1 protein-coding gene is annotated in these 18,148 nt (G+C 70.8%); it reads right to left on the minus strand.

All coding sequences use genetic code 11. From position 1 onward, the window contains the following. Nucleotides 1-15: 15 nt before the first annotated feature. The gene (locus ACYQ5L_RS16045) at nt 16-17,958 is read right to left on the minus strand and encodes a type I polyketide synthase (RefSeq protein WP_459958288.1); all 17,943 of its coding nucleotides are present in this window, start codon (nt 17,956-17,958) and stop codon (nt 16-18) included. Nucleotides 17,959-18,148 lie beyond the last annotated feature (190 nt).

Genomic DNA, 18,148 nt, shown 5'->3' on the forward strand with positions numbered 1-18,148 from the left:
CGGTACGGGTCTGCGTCAGAGATGGCGGTCGATGAACTCCATCAATTCCTCCGGAGTGGTGGTGTCGGCAAGGTCGATGCTGTGGTTCCCGTTCCCGGCGCCGGCGCCGGCGGCGGGAACGCGCAGATTCCAGTCGGCGAGCAGACGGGTGAGGCGTTCGGAGACCAGCTCGTGGTCGGCCGCCGACTCGGCTTGCAGCAGTGCCTCCAGCCGATCCAGTTCCGCGATCAAACCGCCGGTGGCGCCGGGCAATTCGTCGTCCAGGAATGCGGCGAGCGCCTCCAGCGACGGGTGGTCGAACGCGAGGGTGGCCGGGAGCGGCACACCGGTGCGCGCGGTGAGCCTGTTGCGCAACTCGACCACGGTGAGCGAATCGAAGCCCAGATCGGTGAAGCTCCGGCGGGGATCGAGCGCCGCGGCGGAGGCGTGGCCGAGCGTCGCGGCCACCTCGGCGCGCACCGCGTCGAGCAGCAGATCCCGGCGCTGCTCCCCCACCAGCCCGCCGATCCGATCCCGCAGCGACTCGGTGACCCGCCCGGCTGATTCCGGTTCGCGCCCGGCGACGGGCACGAAACCGCGCAACACGGCTGGAACATCGACCGTATCCCGCAGTGCCGCACGGTTCAGCAGGAGAGGAACGACGAGCGCTTCCTCGGATGCGAGGGCGTCATCGAACATCGCCAGGCCCTGCTCTCGGCGGATCGGCACCACACCCGCGCGGGCCAGGCGGCGACGATCGGCATCCGCGAGTTCGCCCGCCATGCCATGCGGGCCGTCCCACAGACCCCACGCCAACGCGACCGCGGGAAGTCCCCGCTCCCTCCGCATCTCAGCGAGCGCATCCAGAAACGCGTTCGCCGCGGCGTAGTTCGCTTGCCCCGCCGAGCCCAGCACACCTGCGGCAGAGGAGAACAACACGAACGCCGACAGCTCCAGATCGCGGGTCAACTCGTGCAGATACCACGCCGCGTCGGCCTTGGGCGCGAATACGGTCCGCAGGCCTTCACCCGACTGCCCCGCCAGCGTCGCGTCCTCGACCACGCCGGCGCAGTGCACGACGGCCGACAGCGGGTGCCGTTCGGTCGCCTGGGCCAACACCCGCGCCAGCGCCTGCCGGTCCGCCACGTCGCACGCCGCGAATTCCACCTCCGCACCGAGTTCACCCAGTCGGGCGGCCAGGTCGCCGGCACCGGGAGCGCCGGAGCCTCGCCGGCTGATCAACAGCAGCCGACGAACCCCGTGCGAGCGCACCAGATGTTCCGCGACCAGACTGCCCAGCGCTCCGCTGGCTCCGGTCACCAGCACGGTGCCGTTCCAGGAAACGGCCCCGGAGGAAGGAGTCCGGCGTACGAGCCGCGGCGTGAAGGCACGCCCCGCATGCAGCGCGAGCTGTGGTTCGCCGGAAGCCACGGCGGCGGCGAGCCGGTCGGCGCCACCGTCGGTGTCGACCAGCACCACGCGACCGGGATGTTCGGCCTGTACGGACCGCACCAGTCCCCACACCGCGGCAGCCGGCAAGCGGCGATCCGGATCACCGGACCGGAGGCCCTCGGTCACGACGAGCAACCGGTCCCCGGTTCCGGAATGCCGCGCAAGCCAGTCCTGGATCGAGTGCAGCACCTGCGCGGCCGTGCGACGGGCCGATTCGGCGAGGTCGCCCCGGTTCGACGGCCGCACAACGACGTCGAGCACCGCGGTATCGGCCGGCAACTCCGTCGCGGGCGGCAGCACGACCGGCTGCCAGTCCATCCGCAAGGCCGATTCCCGCGCCGATCGCAGCCGAACATCGGGGACCGGGCGTCCGACGAGCGATGCGACCGAGACGAGGGCAGCGCCGGACGCATCGGCGAGATCGACCGCGACCTCGCCGGGGCCGCGGCGGACCAGCCGGACCCGGAGCTCACGGCCCGCACGACCGTGCAGCACGACACCGGACCACTGGAACGGAAGGCTCGCCGGTGCGTCGGTCCGGGCATCGATCGCGGTGGTGTGCAGGGCGGCGTCGAACAGGGCCGGGTGTACGGCGAAACCATCTGTCGCATCGTCCAATTCGATAGCTGCGAACATCTCGTCCCCGCTGCGCCAGGCCGCACGCAGACCGCGGAAGGCCGGTCCGTAGCTGATACCGGACTCGGTCATTCGCGCGTAGAAGTCGGCCACGTCGACCTGTGTCGCGGCCGCGGGCGGCCACCGCACCGGCTCGACGGGCGGGAGGACGGGCGCGGTATCGAGCGTGCCGTCACAGTGCCGCGTCCACGGCTCGCCGGGTTCCGCGCCCTCCGGCCGGGAGAACACCGCGACCGTCCGGCGGCCGTCGACCGGCTCGTCGACCTCGACGCGGAGCTGGACGGCTTCGGTCTCGGTGAGCACCAGCGGGACACTCGTGGTGAGCTCCGCCAATCGCGGGTGGCCGCTGCGGCGTCCGGCGTGCAGCGCCAGATCGACGAATGCCGTGCCGGGGAACAGCACCGCCCCGTGCACGGTGTGGTCGGCCAACCAGGGCTGCGACTCCAGCGACACCCGGCCGGTGAACAGAATCCGGTCCGATGCCGGAAAGGCCACTTCCGCCTTGAGGATCGGGTGGTCGGCGCTGTCCAGGCCCGCGACACCGAGATCGATCGTCCCGGAGGGCTGGTTGTCGAGCCAGAGGTGCCTGCGCTGGAACGCATAGGTCGGCAGCGGTGCCGAGCGTGCGTTCGTGTCCGCGAAGTAGTTGTGCCAGTTCGGATTCAGGCCCGTGACGACAAGGTGCGCGAGCGCGGTGGCGAGCGCCTCCGGTTCGGGCCGGTCGTGGCGCAGTGACGCGACGGCGGGACCGGTGACGTGTGCGATCAGCGCGGCGGTGGGGCCGATCTCCAGATGCGCGACCGGGGCGTGCGCCGCGATCGCGGTGAGGGCATCGGCGAAGCGCACCGGCTGTCGTGCATGCCGGACCCAGTGCTCCGGGTCGGCGAGGGTGGTGTCATCGATCGGCGCTCCGGTGACGGTGGAGATCATCGGGAGGGTCGGTGCGGAGAACGCCAGATCGGCTACGGTGCTGCGGAATTCGTCGAGCATGGGCTCCATCAGCGGAGAGTGGAATGCGTGGGAGACGCGCAGCCATCGCGTCTTGTGCCCGTCGAGGCGCGCGGTGATCTCGGTGAGTGCGCCGCGCTCACCGGACAGCACAAGGGAATTCGGGCTGTTGACCGCGCCGATGCCGACCCGGTCCCGGTATCCGGCCAGCAGGGGCGAGACGTCGGTCTCGGATATCTCGACGGCCACCATCGCCCCGCCTTCGGGCAGCGACTGCATCAACCGGCCCCGGACCGCGATCAGTGCCGCCGCGTCGGCAAGGGTGAGGACCCCGGCGATGTGCGCGGCGGCGACCTCGCCGATGGAATGCCCGGCTACGACGGACGGGGTAATGCCCCACGAACTCCACAATCGATAGAGGGCGACCTGTACCGCGAAGAGTGCGGGCTGGGCGTATCGGGTCTGGTTCAGTAGCTCCGTGTCGGCACCGAAGACGACTTCCCGCAACAACACCGGCAGATGCGCGTCGAGGTGTGCGCACACCTCGTCGAATGCCTTCGCATACACGGGGTAGGCGTCGTAGAGTCCGCGGCCCATGCCGAGGCGTTGGGAACCCTGGCCGGAGAACACCATCGCCAAGCCACCCTCGGTGGCACGTCCGGTGATCACCGCCGGGTGCGTGACCCCCGCGGCGAGCGCGCGGAGCGCCGCTACCCGGTCGGTCCCGTCGGCCGCGAGGACGACCGCGCGATCCTCCAGGGTTGCTCGGCTGACGGCGAGCGACCAGCCGACATCGAGGATCGAGGCGTCCTCGGTCAGCTGCCCCGAGAGCCGAATCGCCTGGGCCCGCAGCGCAGCCGGGCCGCGCGCGGACAGCACCCACGGGACGACCGGCAGCGCGTGCGGTTCGGCGGAGTCGGGCTCGATCGCGGGCGCCTGTTCGAGGATGACGTGGGCGTTGGTGCCGCTCACCCCGAAGGAGGAGATGGCGGCGCGGCGGGGTCGGTTGGTGTCGGGCCAGGTCTGATTCTCGGTGAGGAGAGCGACTTTGCCCGTGTTCCAGTCGACATGTGGTGTGGCCTGGTCGATGTGGAGGGTGCGGGGGAGTGTGCCGTGGTGCATGGCCATGATCATTTTGATGATGCCGGCGGCTCCGGCTGCGGCTTGGGTGTGGCCGATGTTGGATTTCACCGATCCCAGCCACAGGGGCCGGTCGCGGTGTTGTCCGTAGGTGGCGAGTAGTGCTTGGGCTTCGATGGGGTCGCCGAGTCGTGTTCCGGTGCCGTGGGCTTCGACGGCGTCGATGTCCGAGGGGTGCAGGCCCGCGTTCGCCAAGGCTTGTCGAATGACGCGTTGTTGGGCGGGGCCGTTGGGTGCGGTGAGGCCGTTGGAGGCGCCGTCCTGATTGATTGCGGAGCCGCGGACGATTGCGAGGACGGGGTGGTTGTTGCGTTGGGCGTCGGAGAGTCGTTCGAGTAGTAGTAGTCCGATGCCTTCGCCCCAGCCGGTGCCGTCGGCGGTGCTGGAGAACGCTTTACAGCGTCCGTCGGATGCAAGACCACCCTGCCGGCCGAACTCCACGAACGGTGCGGGCGTCGCCATGATCGTCACGCCGCCGGCCACGGCCATGGTGCATTCACCCGAGCGCAGCGCCTGCGCCGCCAGGTGCACGGCGACCAGCGACGACGAGCAGGCGGTGTCCACGGTGACCGCGGGCCCCTCCAGTCCGAAGCTGTAGGCGACCCGTCCGGAGGCGATGCTGCCCGCGCTGCCGTTGATCAGATACCCCTCGACATCGGCCGGCACGTCGGTGAGACGAGCGCCGTAATCGTGGTACATCACGCCCGCGAAGACACCGGTTCGGCTGCCGCGCACCGACATCGGATCGATGCCCGCGCGCTCGAACAGCTCCCAGGAGGTTTCCAGCAGCAAGCGTTGCTGCGGGTCCATCGCGAGCGCCTCGCGCGGAGAGATCCCGAACAGGTCCGGATCGAACTCGGCCGCGTCGTACAGGAATGCACCCGTGCGCGGCGCCGCCGGGTCCCAGCCGCGGTCGGACGGCATGGCCGACACGGCATCACCGCCGGCGGAGACGAACTCCCAGAATGCTTCCGGAGTGCTGCCGCCGCCGGGGAACCGGCAGCTCATCGCGACGATGACCACCGGGTCGTCGTCGAGCTGCCCGGTGGGCACGGCATCCGGCGCCGGGTCCCCGTGTCCGTACAGCGCGTGTTCGAGGTGCGCGGCGAGCGCGGTCGGGTTCGGGTGGTCGAAGACGACGGTGGCGGGCAGGCGCAGCCCGGTCGCGGCATTGAGGCGGTTCCGCAGGTCGACGGCGCCGAGTGAGTCGAACCCGAGGTCGCGGAATGCGCGAGCCGACGGCACTTCGTCGGCGGAGCCGTATCCGAGCACGGCGGCGGCGCGGGTTCGCACCAGGTCGAGCAACACGCTCGCCCTCCGATCGGCGGGGATGTGCGCCAGCGGCCGCGCGTCGTGGTCCCGGCCGGCCGCGGCGCGCCGAATCGGGCCGCGAACCAGGTCCCGCAGCAGCGGCGGGACCGGGCCGCCGGACGCGAGCATCGCACCGGCATCGAGCCGGACCGGAACCAGCGCGGCGTCTTCGTGCGTGCCGTGCCAGGCCGCGTCGAAGAGCGAGAGCGCGGATTCCGTTGGCATTGCGCCGATGCCCAGCCCCGCCAGGCGGCGCAAGTCCGAGTCGGTCAGACCGGTGGTGAGCGCGCTGCGCTCGTCCCAGAGTCCCCATGCCAGCGATACCGCCGGTGCGCCGTTCTGCCTGCGATAGCGGGCGAGAGCATCCAGGAAAGCGTTCGCCGCCGCGTATCCAGCCTGCCCTGCGGAACCGAGAACTCCGGCGGCAGAGGAGAACAGGATGAAGCGGTGCACATCGTGCTGCCGGGTCAGTTCGTGCAGGTGCACGGCCGCATCGACTTTCGGCCGCAGGACCGTGTCGAGCTGCTCGGGGGTGAGTGAGCCGACGACTCCGTCCGCGAGCACACCCGCCGTGTGCACCACGGCGGTCACCGGGTGGGTGGTCCGCAGGTCGTCGAACAGGTGCGCCAGTTCATTCCGCTCGGCGACGTCGCACGCGACGATCTCTGCATGCGCACCGGCGGCCCGTAGGTCGGCGAGCAACTCGTCGGCGCCCTCCGCGCGCGGACCCTGCCGGCTGACGAGCAGCAGGCGGCGCGCACCGTGCTTGCCGACCAGATGCCGGGCGACCAGCCGCCCGAGTGTTCCGGTGCCGCCGGTGATCAGGATGGTGCCGTCGAGATCGACGGGTGCGGCGGCCGGGTCGGCCGCGCCCGCGTGCACCAGCCGAGGACAGCGAGGTTGCCCCTGGCGCATCGCGATCTGCGGCTCGCCGGTGGCGACCGCGAGCGGCAGCCGCTGGTACGAGGCGTCGGCGCCGTCCACGTCGGCGAGGACGAACCGGTGTGGATGCTCGGTCTGGGCCGCGGTCACCATGCCCCAGACGGTCGCGAACCGGGTGGTCACCGGATCGTCCGGGAGTACCGGAACGGCGTGCCGAGTGATCAGCACGAGTTGCAACTCGTCGAACAGCGGTTCGGCGAGCCAGTGCCGCAGGAGTTCAGACACCCGCACGGCCTCGTCGCGCGCGATCGCGGCCGACGGTTCCGCGCTCTCGTCGGGCCGAAGGTCCAAACGGGCGACCACCAGGCTCGGCAGCTCGGCATCGTCCTCGTCGAACGCGGCCGCCAGCGCGGCGAGGTCCGCCGCATCCGACACCTCGACATGCGAGACGATATCCGCGGGCACCACGGAAGCCGGAGTGAACACACTCCACTCGATGCGCAACAGCGCGTCGCCGCGTCCGCCGCCGAGCCGGGTCAGCCCGGCCAGGTCCACCGGCCGCAGCACGAGCGCCTCGGCCTCCGCGATCGGCACGCCCGCATTGTCGGTGATCGACAACCGGGCTTCGGTGCGGGAGAGCATCTGCAAATGCACCCGCGCGGCGACGGCACCGGCGGTGTGCACGGTGAAGTTTCGCCACTCGAACGGCAGTACCGAGGGTGCGCCGTCCCGCGGCGGGGCCGCGAGCAGGACGGTCTGCGCTGCCGCGTCGAGCAGCGCGGGGTGCAGGGTGAACCGTTCCGCGGGCGCGTGCTGCTCCTCGGGCAACGCCAGCTCCGCGAATACGTCACGGCCGGAAAGCCATACGGCTCGTAGCCCCTGGAACGCGGGACCATAGGAGTATCCGCGCCCGGCGAAGCGTTCATACACGGTGTCCATGGCCAGGGGTTCGGCGTCGCGGGCAGGCTGCGCTGCGGATGCCGCGGGGGCCGGGCGGCCCGAGCGGCCCGAGCGGCTCAGGCTACCGCTGGCGTGCAGTGTCCACTCGTCGCCTTCGAGGACGTCCTCCGGCCGGGCGTGCACGCTGATCGTGTGACGACCGTCGCCGGAGGGGGAAACCCGTACGCGCAGTTGGATTCCGCCGTGCTCGGGCACCACCAGCGGCGCGGTCAGCGTGAGCTCCTCGACGAGGTCGCAGCCGACCTCGTCGCCCGCCCGCACCGCCATCTCCAGTACGGCCGTGCCCGGCAGCAGGAGCACTCCGGACACGGCATGATCGGCGAGCCACGGGTGTGCGTCGAGCGAAATCCGTCCGGTGAGCAGCATTTCCTGCCCCTCCGGCTGATCGATGCGCGCGAACAGCAGCGGGTGGTTCAGCGCGGTCTGCCCGGCGGCCGCGAGGTTCGCCGTACCGGTGGGCTGCCCCTCCATCCAGTAGCGCGTGCGCTGGAAAGGATAAGTCGGCAACGGTACCGGTCGTGCCTGCGGGAACACCCCGGCCCAGCCGATGTCGATGCCATGGGTCCACGCCGTCGCCGCGGCGGTGAGCAGCCGGGGGAGACCGCCGTCGTCGCGGCGCAGCGTGCCGAGGGCGGTAACGGCGGATTCCGATTCCGAGAGAGCCGGGATGAGGACGGGATGCGGGCTGGGCTCGATGAATACCGTGCGGTTGCCCGCGACGAGGGCCTCGACCGTGGGATGGAACAGCACCGGCTGCCGGAGATTGCGGAACCAGTAGTCGGCGGTGAGTTCGGTGCCGTCGAGCGGTGTTCCGGTGACGGTGGAGTAGAAGGTGATGTCGCCCGGCCGCGGGCGAACCGGTGCCAGTGCCATGTCGAGATCGGCGCGGATGGCCTCGACGCCCGGAGTGTGCGAGGCGTAGTCGACGGGGATGCGGCGCACCCGGATCTCGCGCTGTTCGAGGGCGGACAGCAGCTGTTCCAGCGGCTCCGCAGGTCCGGCGACCACGGTGGATTGCTGTCCGTTGCGGGCGGCGATGCCGATGTCGGGGTGGTCGGTGAGGATGCGCTCGACGTCAGCGGCGGGCAGGGCGATGGAGGCCATGCCGCCGTGGCCGGCGAGGCGCTGGGCGATGATCTTGCTGCGGAGAGCGACGATCCGGGCGGCGTCTTCGAGGGTAAGAATTCCGGCGATGCAGGCGGCGGCGATTTCGCCCTGCGAGTGGCCGATGACCGCGGCGGGTGTCACGCCCAGTGAGCGCCAGGTTTCGGTGAGGGCGATCATGATCGCCCACAGTGCGGGTTGTACGACGTCGACGCGATCGAGTGCGACGGAATCGGCGCGCAGCACCTCGGTGAGCGACCAATCGACGAACGGTGCGAGTGCTTGCTCGCAGCGTGTGATGGATTCCGCGAATACCGTTGAGCTATCGAGCAATTCGGCGCCCATGCCGGTCCACTGCGAGCCCTGGCCGGGATAGACGAACACGATCTTGGCCGCAGCATCGGCGGTGCCTTCGACAACGGTCTCGGCTTGCACTCCGTCGGCGAGCGCGGTGAGCCCGGCCAGTAGCTGTTCGCGGTCGCTGCCGACAACGACCGCGCGATGGTCGAGCGCGGCCCGCGTGGCGGCCAGCGACCATCCGACATCCACCGGATCCCGGTCGGCGACAGCCAGCAATCGCCGGGCCTGATCACGCAGCGCGGCAGTCGTTTTCGCCGACAGCACCCAAGGCACGGTCGCCAGCCGCCCCGTCGGCTCCGCCTCCTGCCATCCCTGTGTGCCGGGCTCGGGTCGAGTAGTCGCGGGCTCGTCCGTGACGAGCGGCGCTTCGAGAATGATGTGGGCGTTGGTGCCGCTCACGCCGAAGGACGAGACCGCCGCGCGACGGGGGCGATCGTGACCGGGCCACTCCCGCTGCTCCCGTAGCAGCCGAACCTCGCTGGAGTCCCAGTCGACGTCGGGGGTCGGCTCGAGCACGTGCAGTGTGCGCGGCAGCACGCCGTGCCGCATGGCCATGATCATTTTGATGACGCCGGCGGCGCCGGCGGCGGCCTGGGTATGGCCGATATTGGATTTCACCGACCCCAGCCACAGCGGCTGCTCGCGATTCCGGCCGTAGGCGGCCTGCAGCGCCTGCGCCTCGATGGGGTCGCCGAGCCGTGTTCCGGTGCCGTGGGCTTCGACGGCATCCACGTCCCCGGGCCGCAGTCCGGCATTGGCGAGGGCTTGCCGGATGACGCGTTGCTGCGCAGGACCATTCGGGGCCGTGAGCCCATTGGACGCGCCGTCCTGGTTCACCGCGGACCCGCGCACGACGGCCAGCACCGGGTGGTTGTGGCGCCGGGCCTCGGAGAGGCGTTCCACGAGCAGCAGGCCCACGCCCTCCGCGGCTCCGAACCCGTCCGCGTCGCTGGAGAACGCCTTGCACCGACCGTCGGGTGAAAGCCCTTGCTGGCGGCTGAATTCGGTGAACATGTGCGGTGTCGCCATGATCGCGACACCACCGGCCAGGGCGATGGAGCATTCACCCCGTTGCACCGCCTGGGCGGCGAGGTGCAGCGCCACCAGTGAGGACGAGCACGCCGTGTCGATGGTGACGGCCGGCCCTTCGAGGCCGAAGGTGTACGAGATACGGCCCGAGGCGACACTGGGTGTCGCACCCGTCAGCAGGTAGCCCTCCAGATCCTGCGGTGGCTCGGCGATACGAGTCTGATAGTCGTGATAGGACATGCCGACGAACACGCCGGTATCGCTGCCGCGCAACGACATCGGGTCGATGCCGGCACGTTCGAAAGCCTCCCACGCGGTCTCGAGCAACAGTCGTTGCTGCGGGTCCATCGCCAGCGCCTCGCGGGGTGAGATTCCGAACAGCGCCGCATCGAAATCCGCCGCGTCGAGCAGGAATCCACCGCGACCGGTCGCCGAAGTACCCGGCCCGCCCGGCACCTCGGGCAGCAGCCGCGCGAGATCCCAGCCACGGTCGGCGGGGAAGTCGCCAATGGCCTCGCCGCCATCGGCGACCAGCCGCCACAGCGCCTCCGGAGAGTCGATTCCGCCCGGGTAGCGGCACGCCGCCGCGACGATCACCACGGGATCGTCGGCATCGCGCGCCGCCGCGCTGGTCGGCGGCGTCCCGGTCTCCTCGGCACCCAGGAGTGCGGACTCGAGATAGCGGGCGACCGCGCCGGCCGTCGGATAGTCGAACACCAGGCCCGACGGCAGCCGGACGCCGGCCTCGGCGCCGAGCCGGTTCCGCAGCTCGACACCGGTGAGCGAGTCGAATCCGAGGTCGTGGAAGGGCTTTTCGATGTCGACGGCGAGCGCGTCGGAATGTCCCAGCACGGCGGCGATCTGTGCCCGCACCACGTCGAGCACCGCCGCTGACCGCTGTTTCGGGGACAGCGCACGCACTCGCGCGGCCAGCCCGGAGCCGGGCTCGTCGTTCCGGCCGCCCGCGCCCGCCTCGAGCTGTGCGCGAACTTCGGGCAGATCCTCGATGAGCGGCCGCCGGCGCGCCTCGGTATAGGCGAGGAAGAAGCGGTCCCAACGGACATCGGCCACCATGACCGTCGCCCCGTCCTCGGCCGCGTCGCGGGTGAGGACGGTCAACGCGTGGTCCGGGGCGAGGGGCGGCACACCATGACGGCGCAGCCGGTCCTCCACACCACCGCTCGCGGCCATGCCATCGCCTGCCCACGGGCCCCAGGCGTAGGAGGTGGCCGGCAGACCGAGCCCGCGGCGATGTTCGGCGAGCGCGTCCAAATAGGCGTTGCCCGGCGCGTAGCCGCCCTGACCGGGGATGCCGAGCACCCCGGAAATCGAGGAGAACAGGACGAATTCGTCCAGTTCCATTCCGGCGGTGAGTTCGTGCAGATGTCGTGCGCCCTCGGCCTTCACCCGGAGCACGCGGTCGAGCTGGTCAACGGTGAGAGTGTGGACCACCGCGTCGTCGACGATGCCCGCCGCGTGAAACACCGAGGTCACCGGGAACCGCGCCAGCAATCGCGCCACGGCCGCCCGGTCGCCCAGATCGCATGCCACGACGCTGACTTCGGCACCGAGGTCCCGCAACTCGGCGGCGAGCTGGTCCGCGCCGGGCGCCTGGGGCCCGCGGCGACCGGCGAGCACCAGGCGGCGGACCCCTTGCTGGGCGAACCGTCGTGCGAGCTGCGCGCCGAGCGCGCCGGTGCCGCCGGTGATGAGCACCGTGTCACGCGGCGCACGCTGCTCGGCGGTGGGCGCGGCACCCGCGGCGTGCACCAATCGCCGTGTGAACACACCGGACTCGCGAATCGCGACCTGGTCCTCGGTCCGCTGGGCCAGCACCGTGAGCAGTCGCTCGACCGTCCGGTCGTCGGGCTCGGCGGTGACGTCGACGAGTCCGCCCCAGCGTTCGGGCTGCTCCAGCGCTACGACGCGACCCAGCCCCCACACCTGGCTCTGCACGGGATTGCGCAGGCCCTCGGTCCGGTTCACCGAGACCGCGCCCGAGGTGAGGACCCACAGCGGAACCTCGAGTCCGGCATCGGCGAGCGCATGGACCACCGTCAGCGTTGTCGCGGTGCCCGCCGGAACCGCGTTGCTGCCCGGATTCGGCGTCTCGTCGAGCGCGAGCAGCGACAGCACCCCGTCGACGGTGTGCGGAAGACGATTGCGCAGCGCGGCGCGATCGTCGGTGCCGGGCCGCAGCTCGACGACCTCGGCACCGGCGGCGCGCAGCGCGGTGAGCACCGCCGGTGCCCAGGCGGGCTCGTGCGCGACGTCCGGTATCACCACGAGCCAGGTACCGGCTGGTGCGCCACCATGGATCGTGGTCGACGGCGCCCACCGGATCGAGTACCGCAGGGCGTCGAGCGCCGAACTCGCACGGTGCGATTCGCGCCAGCGCGCCAGCGCGGGAGTCGCCTGGGCGAGCCAGTCCGGCCGGTCCTCCCGAAGTCCGAGCACCGTCGCGACCGCGTCGGCGTCGTCCGCCTCCACCGCCGTCCAGAACGCGGTGTCGTCCGCGTCGGCGGCGACCGGTTCGACCGTACTGCTCAGCCAATAGCGGGTGCGCTGGAAGGGATAGGTGGGCAAAAGGATTCGGCGTGCGACGGGGAACCGCGGATGCCAGTCTACGGCGACACCGTGCGTCCACGCCTGGGCGGCCGCGGCCAGCAGGTCGGTGCCGGAGCCCTGTTCGCGGCGGAGGGTGCCGACGGTGTTGACGGCGATATCGGCCGTCTCGGCGGTGTCCTGGATGGCGGCGGTCAGGACGGGGTGTGGGCTCGGCTCGATATAGGTGGTGTGGGTCGGTAGCAGTGAGTGGATGACGGGGTGGAATTGGACGGGTCGGCGGAGGTTGCGGAACCAGTAGTCGGCGGTGAGTTCGGTGCCGTCGAGCCGGGTGCCGGTGACGGTGGAGTAGAACGCGATTCGGCCCTGACGAGGCGCGAGATCAGCGAGTGCCGCGTCCAGTTCGGTGCGAATGCCGTCGACATGAGCAGTGTGCGAGGCGTAGTCGACGGGGATGCGGCGTACCCTGATCCCGCGCTGTTCGAGGGTCGACAGCAGATCTTCCAGCGGCCGCGGTGAACCGGCCACCACGGTGGACCGGGGTCCGTTCAGAGCGGCGATGTTCAGATCGGGGTAATCGGCCAGCACATCTCGGACAGCGTCGGCGGGCAGGGCGATGGAGGCCATGCCGCCGTGGCCGGCGAGGCGCTGGGCGATGATCTTGCTGCGGAGAGCGACGATCCGGGCGGCATCGTCGAGGCCGAGAATGCCCGCGACCGTGGCGGCGGCGATTTCGCCCTGCGAGTGACCGATGACGGCGGCGGGTTCGACACCGAGTGAGCGCCAGGTTTCGGCGAGCGCGATCATGATCGCCCACAGTGCGGGCTGGACCACGTCGACACGGTCGAGCGCGGCGTGTTCGTCGCGCAGTATCGCGCTGAGCGACCAGTCGACGAAGGGCGCCAGCGCCTGTTCGCAGCGGTGCATCCATTCGGCGAATACCGGTGAGCTGTCGAGTAGTTCGGCGCCCATGCCGGCCCATTGCGAACCCTGGCCCGGGAAGACGAACACGACATCACTCGCGCCCGCGGCCGCGCCGCGGACGAGCCCCGGATGCGGTCGTCCCGCGCTCAGCGCGGCCAGCGCCTCGGCGCGTTCGGTGACGTCCGCGCCGAAAACGGCGGCGCGCAGCCCGAAGACGGGACGAGCGGTCGCGAGCGTGGCGCCGACCGCGATCGGATCGGTCGCCTCGTGCTCCCGCAGAAATTCGCCCAGACGCCGTGCCTGGGCGCGTACCGCGGACTCATCCACGGCCGACAGCAGCCATGGCGCATCGAGCTCGCGACCGGTCGTGCCGTCGAGCGGATCGACCACCGCAACCTCGGCGCCAGGTGATTTCTCCAGCACCACATGGGCATTGGTGCCACTGATGCCGAAGGACGAGACGCCGGCGCGCCACGGCCGGTCGCCTTCGGGCCATGGCTGCTGCTCGGTCAGCAGCCGGACAGCGCCGGCGGACCAATCGACGTGGGTGCTGGGCCGGTCCACATGCAGCGTGCGGGGCAGGACGCCGTGCCGCATGGCCATGACCATTTTGATGACACCCGCGACACCGGCCGCGGCCTGGCTGTGGCCGATATTGGACTTGATCGACCCCAGCAACAGCGGCCGCTCGCGGTCCTGCCCGTAAACGGCGAGCACGGCCTGGGCTTCGATCGGGTCGCCGAGCCGTGTTCCGGTGCCATGAGCTTCGACGGCGTCGACGTCCGCGGGCCGTAGGCCGGCGTTGGCGAGAGCCTGGCGGATAACTCGCTGCTGCGAGGGGCCGTTCGGTGCGGTGAGCCCGTTGGAGGCGCCGTCCTGATTGATCGCGGAGCCGCGCACGATCGCGAGGACCGGGTGGTTGTTGCGCTGCGCATCGGAAAGACGTTCCACCAGAAGCAGACCCACGCCCTCGGCCCAGCCGGTGCCGTCGGCGCTGTCGGAGAACGCTTTGCAGCGACCGTCCGGCGCCAGCCCGCCCTGCCGGCTGAACTCGACGAAGATGCCGGGGGCGGACATGACGGTCACGCCGCCGGTCAGGGCCATCGAGCATTCACCGCGCCGCACCGCCTCCGCGGCGAGGTGCAGGGCGACCAGCGACGACGAGCAGGCCGTGTCGACCGTGACGGCGGGCCCCTCCAGGCCGAGCGCATAGGCCACCCGGCCGGAGGCCACGCTGCCCGTGGTGCCCGTCAATCGGTAACCGTCGGAGCCGTCCGATGGTTCGTGCAGGCGAGGACCGTAATCCTGTGCCATCGCACCGATGAACACCCCGGTGTCGCTGCCGCGCAGCGTCTGCGGGTTGATGCCGGTGCGTTCGAAGGCTTCCCAGGCTGTTTCCAGCAACAGCCGCTGTTGCGGATCCATGGCGAGCGCCTCGCGCGGCGAGATGCCGAAGAACGCTGCGTCGAATTCGGCCGCGTCGTAGAGGAATCCGCCGCGGGAGGTCACCGAGGCGCCCATGCCGTCGAGATCCCAGCCTCGATCGGCGGGAAGCTCGCCGATCACGTCACGTTCGGTGGCGACCACTCGCCACAGCTCCTCCGGCGAAGACACCCCGCCCGGGTAGCGGCAGGCCATCCCGACGATCACCACGGGGTCGTCGTCGCCTGCCACCGCCGCTCGGACCGGGACGGTCGGGGCGGCGGACGCCGTGCCCCGCACGCGCTCTTCCAGGTGGGCGGCGAGGGCCAGCGGTGTCGGGTAATCGAAGACCGCGGTGGGCGGCAGGCTCACCCCGGTCGCCCGGGCGAGGTCGGCGCACAATGTCGCCCCGGCGATCGAGGTCAATCCCTGCGACCGGAACGGCGCCGCGTCCTCGATCTCGCCGGGCATACCGAGGCCGAGGGCCAGCGCCGTATGCCTGCGCACCATGTCGAGCAGGACATCGCGCACATTCTCGGCGCCGGCCTCCCGCAGCCGCAGCGCGAGCGCCGACATGTCCGCTGCGACCGCGGCGTCCACGGTGTCCAGCCAGTGGCGGGTGCGCTGGAAGGGATAGGAGGGCAACGGAATTCGGCGCGCACCGGTGCCATCGAGCACTGTGGTCCAGTCGATCGCGACGCCGGCGGTCCATGCCTCGGCGGCCGAGCGCAGCAGTCGTGTGCGGGTGCCCTCGTCGCGGTGCAGTGTCCCGATCGCCGCGACCGGCCGCCCGGCCGCATCGGCGGTCTCCTGAACGCGGACCGTGAGCACCGGATGCGGGCTCGGTTCGATGAACGCCGCGTGCCGTTGCAGCAACGCCGCTACGACGGGTTCGAACAGGACCGTCTCCCGCAGGTTGCGGCACCAGTACGCCGCGGTCAGTTCGGTGCCGTCGAGCGCACCGCCGGTGACTGTGGAATGGAACGCGATATTCCCGGCCCGGGGCGTGATCGGTTTGAGGGCCTCGAGCAACTCGCCGGTTACGGCGTCGACGTAGGCCGAATGCGAGGCATAGTCGACGGGTATCCGCCGCACCCGGACCGCACGGCTCTCCAACAGCTCGAGAAGCCGCTCCAGCGGTCCGGACGGGCCGCTGACCACCACGGAGCGCGGCCCGTTGAGCGCCGCGAGTCCGACCTCGGGGTAGTCGGCGAGGATCTCACGCAGCTCGTCGGCAGACAGCGCGACCGTCGCCATGCCGCCTCGGCCCGCGAGGTGCCTGGCGATGATCCGGCTGCGCAGCGCGACCACGCGCGCACCGTCGGAGAGCGAGAGAATGCCCGCCACGCATGCGGCGGCGATCTCACCCTGCGAGTGCCCCACGACGGCCGTCGGGCGCACGCCCAGCGATCGCCACACGTCCGACAATGCGACCATCATCGCCCACAGTGCGGGCTGTACCACGTCGACACGGTCCAGCGCCGCGTCGGTCCCGTTGCCGCGCAGCACATCGGTCAGCGACCAATCGACGAACGGCGCGAGAGCGTTCGCGCACCGGTCGATCGACTCCGCGAATACGGGTGAGGAGTCGAGCAACTCGGCCGCCATGCCAACCCACTGCGGGCCCTGACCGGGAAAGACGAAGACCGGATCGGCCGCGTCGACCGCACGTCCGGCCACCACCGAGGCCGCGGGCTCGCTCGATGCCACCGCGGCGAGTCCGTCGAGCGCCGCGCCGACAGCATCGCGACCGGGCGCGAATACCACGGCGCGGTGGTCGAGTTGAGAGCGCGCGGTGATCAGCGACCAGCTCGCGTCGAGCAGGTCCGAATCCCCGCCGAGCATGGCGGCGAGCCGGGTCGCCTGCGCGCGCAGAGCCGCCGCACCGGCGGCGGACAGCACCAGCGGCACCGGTGTCGGTTCGGCGGCCGGGCTGTCCGCACGGCGCACCGGCACCGGCGGCGGCGCGGAAACCGCGACGTGGCAATTGGTCCCACCGATGCCGAAGGCGCTCACCCCGAAGATCGCCGAGTCGTTCCGGATCGGCTCGACGACCGTCTGGACGCGCAGGTTCAGCTCATCGAGCGGGATCTGCGGATTGGGTGTACGGAAATCCGCAGTGGGGACCAGTGTTCCGGCACGCACGCACAGCGCGGTCTTGATGAAACCGGCGATACCGGCCGCGGCCTCGAGATGACCGATGTTCGACTTGATCGACCCGACCCGCAGCGGATCTCCGGCCTCGCGCGCTGCGCCGAGCACCGCGCCGAGCGCGGCGGCCTCGACCGGATCACCGGCCGGAGTGCCGGTTCCGTGCAACTCGATATGCGCGACCGTGCCGGGGTCGAGGTTCGCCTGGCGGTACGCGGCGCGGATCGCCTCGGCCTGACCTTCGACCGTCGGCGTCGAAAGCTGCTCGCCGCCACCGTCGTTGGTCACGGCGCTGCCGCGGATGACGCAGTAGATGTCATCGCCGGCGGCGAGCGCGTCGGCCAGCGGTTTCAGCACGACGGCGCCACCGCCCTCGCCCTGGGCGAAACCATTGGCGCGCGCGTCGAATACATGGCACCGCCCGTCCGGGGACAGCGCTCCGATCCGATGGGCGGCGATGGCGTGGTGCGGGGTGAGCCGCAGGGTGACGCCCCCGGCGATGGCGAGGGAGCACTCGCCGCGGCGCAGACTCTCCGCGGCGAGGTGGACGGCGACCAGTGACGAGGCCTGTCCGGCATCGACCACGAGGCTGGGGCCCTTCGCCGCGAGGAAGTAGGACACGCGATTGGCGACGATGGATCGCTGTGATCCGGTGAACGTGTGCGGAGTGATCGCCGCGGCACCACTACTTCGTGCGAGCGTGGTGTAGTCGTCCCCGGCAACGCCGACGAACACGCCGGCGCGGGCGCCGGACACCGACCGGTCCGCGATTCCGGCGTCCTCCAGCGCCTCCCAGCTCAGCTCCAACATCAGCCGCTGCTGCGGGTCCATCACCGCGGCCTCCGAGGGTGACACCCGGAAGAACTCGGCATCGAACCCGGCGACATCGTCGAGGAAGGAGCCACGCCGGATGATGTCGGCCTCGGTGACGGACACGCCCGCCAGTGCGTCGGCCGCCCAGCGTCCGTCCGGAACCGGTGCGTCGACGATGGTTCCGGACATGAGCAGCGACCACAGCGCATCCGGGTTGGCCGCGCCGGGAAACCGGCAGGCGATTCCGACCACCGCGATGTCACCGTCGATACGCAGCGGCATCTACTTCCCCTTTCGTGGGTTCGTGTTCACTGGAGGCCGATCGAGTCGTCCCGCGGTCCGCGGCGTGGCGGCGTGGACAGAACGACGAATCACCCTGCCCGAGGCGAAAACGGACGTGCGGCGCAATGCATCGCGCCGAACATCCATCGTCAATTGCCCGGCACTGGTGGACCGATGAGAGTAATTTACT

The sequence above is a fragment of the Nocardia sp. IFM 10818 genome, from assembly GCF_054655275.1.